This window comes from Streptomyces sp. KR55 (assembly GCF_052245645.1).
GTDB classification, from domain to species: Bacteria; Actinomycetota; Actinomycetes; order Streptomycetales; family Streptomycetaceae; genus Streptomyces; species Streptomyces flavusporus.
Genome location: NZ_JBQQCE010000383.1, coordinates 1 through 9,677 on the forward strand (window position 1 = coordinate 1; position 9,677 = coordinate 9,677).

6 protein-coding genes and 1 pseudogene are annotated in these 9,677 nt (G+C 71.9%); 4 read left to right on the forward strand and 3 right to left on the reverse strand.

The genetic code is table 11. The annotated features are described in order from the left end of the window. The 3 genes from ACTWQJ_RS38470 to ACTWQJ_RS38480 form a co-directional block, all read right to left on the reverse strand. The coding region (locus ACTWQJ_RS38470; protein WP_443311084.1) for a hypothetical protein at positions 1 to 227 on the reverse strand (227 nt) is incomplete at its 3' end. A gap of 46 nt (positions 228 to 273) precedes the next feature. Beyond that, the gene (locus ACTWQJ_RS38475) at positions 274 to 909 is read right to left on the reverse strand and encodes a hypothetical protein (protein ID WP_443311085.1); all 636 of its coding nucleotides are present in this window, start codon (positions 907 to 909) and stop codon (positions 274 to 276) included. 244 nt (positions 910 to 1,153) lie between these two features. Further along, a complete protein-coding gene (locus ACTWQJ_RS38480; protein WP_443311086.1) occupies positions 1,154 to 3,319 on the reverse strand; it encodes a RecQ family ATP-dependent DNA helicase in 2,166 nt (721 codons plus the stop codon). Positions 3,320 to 3,505: 186 nt separating this feature from the next. Here ACTWQJ_RS38480 and ACTWQJ_RS38485 point away from each other — a divergent pair, with 186 nt between their 5' ends. The 4 genes and pseudogenes from ACTWQJ_RS38485 to ACTWQJ_RS38500 form a co-directional block, all read left to right on the forward strand. Continuing rightward, positions 3,506 to 5,128, forward strand: a complete 1,623-nt coding sequence (locus ACTWQJ_RS38485; protein ID WP_443311087.1) for a DUF4192 domain-containing protein — start codon at positions 3,506 to 3,508, stop codon at positions 5,126 to 5,128. A 621-nt stretch (positions 5,129 to 5,749) separates the two neighbouring features. Next, positions 5,750 to 6,946, forward strand: a pseudogene (locus ACTWQJ_RS38490) (glycogen debranching N-terminal domain-containing protein); the annotation flags it as partial. Between the two features lie 255 nt (positions 6,947 to 7,201). After that, complete coding sequence (locus ACTWQJ_RS38495; protein WP_129801069.1) at positions 7,202 to 7,960, forward strand: NUDIX hydrolase; 759 nt, start codon at positions 7,202 to 7,204, stop codon at positions 7,958 to 7,960. Positions 7,961 to 8,094: 134 nt separating this feature from the next. After that, positions 8,095 to 9,677, forward strand: a 1,583-nt coding sequence (locus tag ACTWQJ_RS38500) for an ATP-binding cassette domain-containing protein (protein WP_443311088.1), incomplete at its 3' end; no start/stop codon positions are given.

The window sequence follows — 9,677 nt, forward strand, 5'->3', positions numbered from 1 at the left end:
GCTCTCGGCCAGGCCGGCGCCCTGCTGATCGTCTGCGGCGACCCGCAGCAGATCAACTCGTTGCTGGGCGCGGGCGTCTGAGCCCGCCCCGGCAGGTCCCGGGGCGGGCCCGCGCAGGAGCCGCCCCGTCGGCTCGGCAGCTGCACGGCGGTGACTTCGGCATGCGCGGACGACTGGGCGGGCGTGTGCCTCCGGCCGGTCGTCGCACGCACTCGGTCGGTGCGCATGCTCAGGCGCCGTAGTGCCTGTGACCGGACCTGAGGTCCGCCGACTTCAGCGGGCCGCCGCGCGGCGCAGGACCTCGGAGGCGGCACCACCGGTGCGCGGCAGTGGGGCCGGTGCCTCGGAGGTGGCAAAGGGCTCGGGCGCCGAGTCGGCGCTGGGGCGGCGTCCGCCGCGGCCCTCACCGAGGACCTGCCAGCCGTCGCGCGTGAGCGTGATGTAGGCGCCACAGCGCAGCCCGTGGAGCGTGCAGGCGTCACGCAGGCCCCACATCCATGCGCCGTCCTCCTCCGTCCAACGCGCGTCGCCCTCGCGACAGTAGAGCAGCACGGCGGTGCGCACCGGGGTGCGGCGGCGCAGATCGTGCGGGATGACCCGGCGCAGTTGGCCCAGCAGCGCATTGCGGAACATCCAGCCGTCGGCGGGGGCCGGACGCCGAGTGAACGAGGCACTTGCCCGCAGTCGTTCGTCGGCGTCGAGCACGGCCACGATCGCCGTTGCCGGCCTGGGGCGGTGCCGTGCGTGCAGTCCGCTGACGACCTCACGGGGGTTGCGCAGCAGGGGAATACCGGCGGCAGCCCACTCCGCGGGTTCCAGCAGGCGGGCCACGGGGTTGGCGGAGGCGGCGGACAGGTCGGCTGACGTCGACGTGGATGCCGCGGAGGACGGAGCGAATCCGAAGGTCACGATCCTCCCTTCGGCTACGCGCCCACACTGCGGGCGGGGTCTGGTTCGGGGGAGCGCACACCGCAGCGGAGCCCTACCTGATCACGGATGAGCCGTGCGGGAGCGGACTTCAATTCTTCCTGTCGAACTGGGATGCGGCAACGAGCAATTGGGGTCGCCGACCCTTAATGCGCGGACTGTGGCTTATATCCGTACCCAGTGGGGCGTTGAGTAACGCCTGGGTGGACGGCGCAGGTACACCTGGTCAACTCTGCACGCCCAGAACCAGAGGCAGCACCTCCTGCGCGCCGGCACGCCGCAGCATGCGCGCCACGACCGCAAGGGTCCAACCCGTCTCCGTGAAGTCGTCCACGAGGAGGACGGGGCCGCGGTTCTCGGTGAGCGCTGTGCTGAGGGGTGGCGGTACGGTCAGCGCTCCGTCGAGCGCCTTGAGACGTTGGGCGCTGTTGCTCCGCGAGACCGGGGAAGCGTCGACCGCGTACTCCACCGACCCCAGCAGCGGCAGCCGGCCGACCTCCGCGATGCGCGCACCCAGGGAGTGGATCAGCACGGGGCGAGTGCGCGAGGCGACGGTGACCACGCCGACGGGACGCGCCGGGGCGTCCGCCGCCCCCGAGGCCCAGCCTTCGGGCCCCTTTGCCCAGTCGGCCAGTACGCCGACCACGGCCCTTGCCACGTCGTCCGGCACGGGGCCGTCAGGTGCCTGCGGGGCGAGGATCGGCCGCAGCCGGTTGCCCCAGCCGATGTCCGACAGCCGCCCCAGCGCCCGCCCCGAGGCGGCTTGTTCACCGGCCGGGATACGCCCCTTGAGGTCGATGCCGATCGCCGGCAGCCCTGTCGGCCACATACGGCGAGGTTCCACCTCGACGCCCGCCCGCCCCAGGTCGACGCGCGCGGCGTCCAGCGCGCCGGTCGACGTGTCCGCGGCGAAGCGCGAGCCCGCGCAGTTGTCGCAGCGCCCGCAGGGTTTGGCACCCTCGTCGTCGAGCTGGCGCTGCAGGAACTCCATGCGGCAGCCTGTCGTCGCCGCGTAGTCACGCATCGCCTGCTGCTCGGCTCTGCGCTGCCGGGCGACCCAGTCGTAACGCTCCGAGTCGTACGTCCACGGCTGCCCCGTGGCGACCCAGCCGCCCTTGACCCGCCGCACCGCACCGTCCACGTCGAGGACCTTGAGCATGGTCTCCAGGCGGGAGCGGCGCAGCTCCACGAGTGGTTCCAGGGCGGGCAGCGACATGGGCCGCTCCGCGCGCGCGAGGACGTCCAGAGTGCGGTGCACCAGGTCTTCGGAGGGGAACGCGAGGGAGGCGAAGTACTCCCAGATGGCTTCGTCCTCCTTCCCGGGCAGGAGGAGGACCTCGGCGTGCTCCACGCCGCGACCGGCGCGCCCGACCTGCTGGTAGTAGGCGATGGGGGAGGACGGTGAGCCGAGGTGAATGACAAAGCCGAGGTCGGGTTTGTCGAAGCCCATGCCGAGGGCTGACGTGGCGACCAGCGCCTTCACCTTGTTGGCGAGCAGATCGTCCTCGGCCTGCTGGCGTTCGGCGTTCTCCGTCTTTCCGGTGTACGAGGAAACAGTGTGCCCACGGTGGCGCAGAAAGGCGGTGACCTCCTCGGCGGCGGCCACGGTGAGCGTATAGATGATCCCTGAGCCCGGCAGCTCGTCGAGGTGGTCTGCGAGCCAGGCCATCCGGTGCGCGGCGTCCGGCAGCGGCAGCACACTGAGGCTCAGGCTCTCCCGGTCCAGTGGGCCGCGCAGCACCAGGGCGTCCGACGTGCCACCCGTGCCGAGCTGCTCAGCGACGTCCGCCGTCACGCGCGCGTTGGCAGTGGCGGTCGTGGCGAGTACGGGCACACCGGGCGGCAGATCGGTGAGCATGGTTCGCAGCCGGCGGTAGTCCGGACGGAAATCGTGGCCCCAGTCGGAGATGCAGTGGGCCTCGTCCACGACGAGAAGGCCGGTCGCGGCCGCGAGTTCGGGGAGCACCTGATCCCGGAATTCCGGGTTGTTGAGCCGCTCCGGACTGACGAGCAGGACGTCGACTTGGCCGGCGGTGATCTCCGACTGAATGGCGTCCCACTCCTCGGTGTTCGAGGAGTTGATGGTCCGTCCGTGGATTCCGGCCCGGGCCGCGGCCTCGACCTGGTTGCGCATCAGCGCCAGCAACGGAGAGACGATCACGGTGGGGCCGCTGCCGCGGGCCCGCAGCAGTGAGGTCGCCACGAAGTAGACCGCGGACTTACCCCACCCGGTGCGCTGGACGACCAGGGCCCGGCGGTGGTCGGCGACCAGCGCCTCGATCGCCCGCCACTGGTCCTCGCGCAGCCGGGCCGCGCCTGTGGCGTCCCCGACGAGGCGGGCGAGGACCGCGTCGGCGTTCGTGCGGAGATCCGCGTTGCTCGTGTGCTCCATGCGTCCCATACAACAGGACGGCACTGACAAACGGGCCGGGCGTGGGCGGTCGGGCGCTGGGGCACCTGGGCCGTGCGAGTGCGATGGCGTCTGCCGTGGATGCGGCGGCCCGCGGTATGACGTGTCCCTGACTGGACTTATCCACAGGCGCAAGCGGAATTCTGCGATCCGCGAGATCGTCGGCGCATGACGAACCACGGCGAAACCGCTGGATCCTTCGAAAACGACGACACCACCGGACGGGACGGACGACAGCCCCCCAACAGCCATGGAGCGCCCGATGGCCACACACAGCACCTTCAACACACCGAAAATGTCGAATCCACCACGTACGACGCGCCTGCCGACACACATCGCGTCACGCTGCGCACCCCGGCCGAGCTGGCCGATGCCCTGCCGTACCTGCTCGGTTACCGCCCCGAGGACAGCATTGTGCTTGCCGCCCTCCATGACCGTGACGGACGCGGCAGGTTCGGCGGCCGGGCCCGGCTCGGTATTCCCGAGAATCCGGACGACTGGGTGCCCGTGGCCTCGCAGCTGGCGCACGGGCTGGTGACAGGAAGCGAACGCCGAGGCGCCCGCCCCGAACAGATGGTGGCTTACCTCTGCCAGGAACCGGACAAGGGCGAAACAGGCAGGCAGGTCATGGAGCGGCTCCGCCCGCTGGCTCAGAACCTGCGCGTGGAGTGTGGCCTCCTCGACGTACCGGTGATCGAGGCCCTGTGCATTTCGGACGGCCGCTTCTGGTCGTACTGCTGCGAGAACGAGCGATGTTGCCCCGTCGAAGGCCTGCCGATGGGAATGCCCGGCACCTCCGTCCTCGCCGCCGCGGCCACCTACGCCGGGATTCAGGTGCGCGGCACCCTCCGTGAACTGCGGGCGAGGCTCCTGCCTTGGGAAACCGCCGCAGCCCTGGAGCAGGAGGTCGCCCTGGACACCGCCAGCATGGCCCTCGTCCCCAGGATCCTGGACGAATCCAGTCGCGTGTGTGTGGCCGACGAGACGTTGCAGCTGGCCGAACGGGTCATGAGCCGTCTCGCCGCAGCGCCGCCCGTCTCCGGCGCGCTCAGGGCGGACCTTCGCGACGACGATCTGCTCGGACACGACGAAGCCGCAGCGCTGATTCTGGGCCTGCAGGACCGCACCACCCGCGATCGCGCAGCCGAGTGGATGGAGGGCGACGAGGCCGCCCCCGCACTCCGGCTCTGGCGTGCGCTGGCCCGCCGCTGTGTCGGACCCTACGGCGAACACGCCGCGGCGCCTCTCACCCTCGCGGGCTGGGTCGCGTGGTCGACCGGGGACGACATCGAGGCCCGGGAGGCGCTCGCCATGGCGCTGGGTGCGGACCCCGGCTATCTGTTCGCCCGCCTCCTGCACCAGGCCGTCAACGAAGGACTGGATCCGGAGTCGATCCGCCGCTGCCTGCGCGCGGAACGCGAGGGCAGTGCTCGTGGCGTAGCCGAGCGACTCGACAGGCCCCAGGACACCGAATCCGCGGTGAGCCGCGACGCCGACGGATCCGAACCCGCGCCCGCGCCCGGGACGGCTGCGGGACCGACGTCTCGGCAGAAGCGCCCGGCACTTCCCTCCGGTGGCAGCGGGCGCCCCTGTTCGTCGGGGGTGTCGGCATGCGAGGACATGGAGGGTGCCGGCAAGCCTCGTGCAACGCCGAAGGGTGGCACGGGGCCGAGGACAGGGCGGAGCGGCGGTACACGTCCGCGCACGGTCGGGAAGGCAGCGCTGCGGCGTCGCGGCGCCCGTAAGCGGGGCGTGGGTTCTGGTGGCAGCCGTATCGAGGGGGACGCGTGAGCGACTGGCGGGAGGGTGCGGGTATGCGTCGTCGGACCGGCGCCTTCCCGTCGGGGGTGGTGGCTGGGCGATCTGCCCGAATCGACGCCGAGTGTGTGGGCTCTGACCGCCATTCGGTGGGGTTGCCCGGTCACGGGCGGGACCCGTTGCCCGGTCAGAGGCGTGACTCATCAGAGCCCCGTTCCGTTCATCTGACTGGCGGTACGCCTGCACGGGCCGTACCGGCGTACCGCCATGCCATTCCGGAGCGCCACTCCTGGCCCCGAACCTGCCCGAGGCGCACAGAGCGCAGAGGAAGCCGCCCCATGCCCCAGCCGACTCCGCCCTCCGCCGACGACCGCTCCAGTGGCAGGTTCGCAACACGCCCGGGCCGGCGCATGGAGCCGGCGTCGCGCACAGACGCGGTCGGGCACCGCGAGCCAACGGTCCAGGGCTCGGCTCCGCCTCGGTTCACGGCCCACGGCCCGGTATCGCCTCAGTCGATCGTGCAGAGTCCGGTGCAGCCCTCCACGGTCCAAGGTCCGGTGCCGCCCAAGTCCACGGTGCAGGATCCGGCGCCGCCCACGTCTACCTTCCAGGGTCGCGTACCGCCCAAGCCCACGATCCAGGGCCATACCTCGTAGCGGGGCGCCGTGGCGCTGTGGCCTGGCCCCGGCCGAGGCCCTGGCCGCAGCTCGGATGACGCTGCTACTCGGCACCCGGCTCGCAGCGGGCACGTTGCGCTCGGTCGCCCGCGCACAACTCGGGGGATCTGGCCGGCAGGCCGGAATGATTCCCGGGCCGCGCCGGGATGCCGGCGAGCACTTGCCGCCGGGCTGCACCGGCACCGAGGCCACGCTGTTCTTCCCCGTGCTGCTCGCGGAGGCCCGTCGCTGGGGACTGCTGGAGAACGAAACGGAAGAGCTGCTGCCGACGGCCGAACGTTGCCTCGCCTGGCTGCGGACCACGGTGGTCGACGGCACATACCTGTGCGACCCGCAGCCCGGTGGTCCCGTGCGTTCCGAGACCCAGGCGCACGCCCACCGTGCGGCTCTGCTCGGTGCCGACCTGCTCGACGCGTGCGGCAGACCGGGCGGCGCCGGGTTGCGGGAGTGGGCCCGGGCGCTGAGGTCGGCCTTCCGGGAGGACTTCCGGCTCGACGGTCTCGGGGGCGGCGGGTCGGTAGCCGCCCGCACGCCGGACGGCCGCTCCGTGCCGCACCTCGGGGCAGCCGCCGTCCACCTGCTCGACACCGGCCTGCCGGGCGGGGGAGAGCGAGCGCCCGGGCTGCTCGACCGGGTCCGGACCGAACAGCCGGCCCGACTCCTCGACAGCCCGGCGCTGGATTCGGGCTGGGGGCTGCGCGGACTGGGCGTCCGGGAAACGGGCTACAACCCGTTCGGCCACCGCGGCGGCGCCGTACGGGTCCATGAGACGGCTGTCGCTGTCGCGGGCCTGGCTGCCGCCGGGTATGAGAAGGAGGCGAGTTCGCTGCTGCGAGGCATCCTCGCGGCGGCCGAGACCTTCGGCTACCGGCTGCCCGAGAGGTACGCCGGAGAGCCGCAAACCAACGGGAGCGCTCCTCTTCCCCACCCCGCTGTCTGCCGCCCCGCAGCCACGGCGGCAGCATCAGCCGTCCTGCTGCTCACCACCCTCGTCGGTATCCGTCCCAATGCCCCGGCGGGCACCGTCACACTGCGTCCCATGCGCAGCGCGCCGCGCGGCGAGGTCGGCCTGGCGGGATTGCGGGTCGCGGAGGCCCCCTTCTCCGCACGGGTCAGCCGCCTCGGCTTCGCCATGGTCGAGGAGGCGGCCGACGGGGTGCAGTTGGGGGTGTGACCTGGTACCGCGATGGGGAGTGTGGGTGACTCTGCGCGGCCAATGGGGGGCGCGACGTAGTGCGACGGTCGACTCTGTGACCCCGTGCGGCGACCAGGCGTGCGACTCGCACGTCAACGACCGTGACCTCGAATGATGCGTCCGCACACGACGGCCGGGAGCCGCGGGGAGACCCCTGCTGCACGGATCCGACCAGCCGCCGATGCGGCCGACGAAGGGAGTGTTTATCGTCAGGCAGACGACTATGATCGCGACATGCCCTACGACCCGTCAGCCTTTCCGCCCTTTGCCGTCACCGTGGACCTGGTCGTGCTGACCGTGCGCCGCCATGCTCTGTGTGCGCTGGCGGTACGCAGGGGTGAGCCGCCGTTCCAGGGGCGCTGGGCGCTTCCCGGCGGCTTCGTGCGGGCCGACGAGGATCTGGCGCAGGCCGCCGCGCGCGAGCTTGCCGAGGAGACGGGGCTGCGCGTCCATGATCCGTCCGTCCCTGCCCAGGACAACGGCGCTCATCTGGAACAGCTCGCGACGTACGGCGACCCCAAGCGGGACCCCCGGATGCGTGTGGTCAGCGTCGCCCATCTCGCGCTGGCCCCCGACCTGCCCGCACCGCGCGCCGGCGGCGACGCCAGCAACGCGCGCTGGGCGCCGGTCGAGGAACTGCTGCAACAGGGCGGCTACGGCCGCGACGGCGAACCGGTGGCCCCACTCGCTTTCGACCACGCCCAGATCCTCTCGGACGGCGTGGAGCGCGCCCGGTCCAAGATTGAGTACTCGTCCCTGGCCACGGCGTTCTGCCCGCCCGAGTTCACCGTCGGCGAGCTGCGCCGCGTCTATGAGGCGGTGTGGGGTGTGGCGCTCGATCCCCGCAACTTCCACCGCAAGGTGACGGGCACGCCCGGCTTCCTCGTCCCCACCGGCGGTACGACCACACGTCAGGGCGGCCGCCCGGCCCAGCTCTTCCGCGCGGGCGGTGCCACGCTTCTGAACCCGCCGATGCTGCGTCCCGAGGTGTGACGCCGGCTCCAGCCGACGGGCAGCCGACCGGAGGTGCACGGAAGGGCCAACACGGGTTGATCCATCCGATCACGCTCGTGTACTGGAGCCATTGATGCCCGAAAAATCCGAAATGGCCCGCTATCTTGCTACAGGTGATCCAGGCATTCGGACTGACCAGCAATCCCCGCAAGGGCCTTCCGCCTGCCGTCGACGACGTCTCCTTCGAAGCGCGCGCCGGCCGCGTCACCGCGCTGCTCGGCGACCCTGGTGCGGGTAAGACGACCGCGCTCAGACTGATGCTCGAACTCCAACAGGGTCGCGGAGTCACCTACTTCAGAGGCCGCCCGCTCCATCGCATCGCTCATCCCTCGCGCGAAGTCGGTGTCCTGCTGGGCGATGTGCCGGGGCACCCGGGCCGAACGGTCCGCAGCCACCTCAGGATGCTGTGCGCCGCCGCCGGGATCTCGGTCCGGCGTGCCGACGAAGTCCTCGAGGTGGTCGGTCTCGTCAGCCTGAGCGAGGAACGACTCGGCACGCTCTCCCGAGGCATGGACCGCCGGCTCGGCCTGGCCTGCGCCCTGTTGTCCGATCCCCACACCCTCGTGCTCGACGAGCCCTCCGACGGACTCTCGGCGCGGGAGAGCCGCTGGCTGTACGGCATGCTGCGCGCGCACGCGGGCCAGGGCGGTACGGTCCTGGTCACCACGGCCGACCCCAAGGAGGCCGCGCGCACCGTGGACCGCGTCGTCACGCTGGAGCGGGGCAGGCTCGTCGCCGACCAGGAGGCGACCGAATTCGCCCGTACCCGGCTGCGGCCACGTGTCGCCGTCCGCAGTCCGCAGTCCGCCCGGCTCGCCGCCTTGCTCACCAGGGAGGCCCGGACGGCGCAGCGCTCCGTCGAGGTCGTACAGGAACGCGGTAATCGTCTCTCCGTGTACGGCAGCACCTGCGCCGACGTCGGTGAGACGGCGTACCGGCACGGCATCCTCGTGCTCCAACTCGCCGACGAGATCGGGGACATGGGGCCGGGCGCGGGAGCGGCCGCTCCGGAGGAGCTGCAGGCGGTCCATGAACGGTCGGCCACCGCGGAAAGGCCCGACCCGGAGACGCGCCGGACGGCCCACCTTCCGCAAGGACCTGACGGCACGTCATGCAGCCGCACCGCCATGCACTCGGCAACTGTCGACAAAACGCCTCCCGATGCGACTCCGGCGACAACGCCCGCCACCACCCCCTCGTCGGGCAGCCCCACGCCCCACGCCACAACGCCGCACGCCGACGCCGACCCCGACGCGGACTCGGTCCCCGGCCCTCGGTCGGATGCCGCGGCTTCTCAGGGCACGGTCGCCACGTCCCACGCCGCGACGTCCCCCTCGGCCGGCCACACCCCGCACGCTGACGCCGACCACGGAGTGGACTCGGTCCCCGGCCCTCGGTCGGATGCCGCGGCTTCTCAGGGCACGGTCGCCACGTCCCACGCCGCGACGTCCCCCTCGGCCGGCCACACGCCACACGCCGACGCCGACCACGGAGCGGACTCGGTCACGGCCCCCCGGCCGGATGCCGCCGCATCCCAGGCCACAGCCCGCACGTCGCCCGCCGCCCCGCCCCCGACGACAAACCACTCACCCAACCACTCACCGCACCCCGACGCGTCGACAGGCCCGGAGTCACAACGCCCCACATCCGTGGTCACACCCTCCGCGAAGCAACCTGCTCACCCCACCCCCACCAC

Bases quoted from the DNA above. Each gene is read 5' to 3' on its own strand.
- ACTWQJ_RS38485 (WP_443311087.1), top strand. From the start codon at position 3,506: ATGACGAACCACGGCGAAACCGCTGGATCCTTCGAAAACGACGACACC.
- ACTWQJ_RS38495 (WP_129801069.1), top strand. From the start codon at position 7,202: ATGCCCTACGACCCGTCAGCCTTTCCGCCCTTTGCCGTCACCGTGGAC.
- ACTWQJ_RS38480 (WP_443311086.1), bottom strand. From the start codon at position 3,319: ATGGAGCACACGAGCAACGCGGATCTCCGCACGAACGCCGACGCGGTC.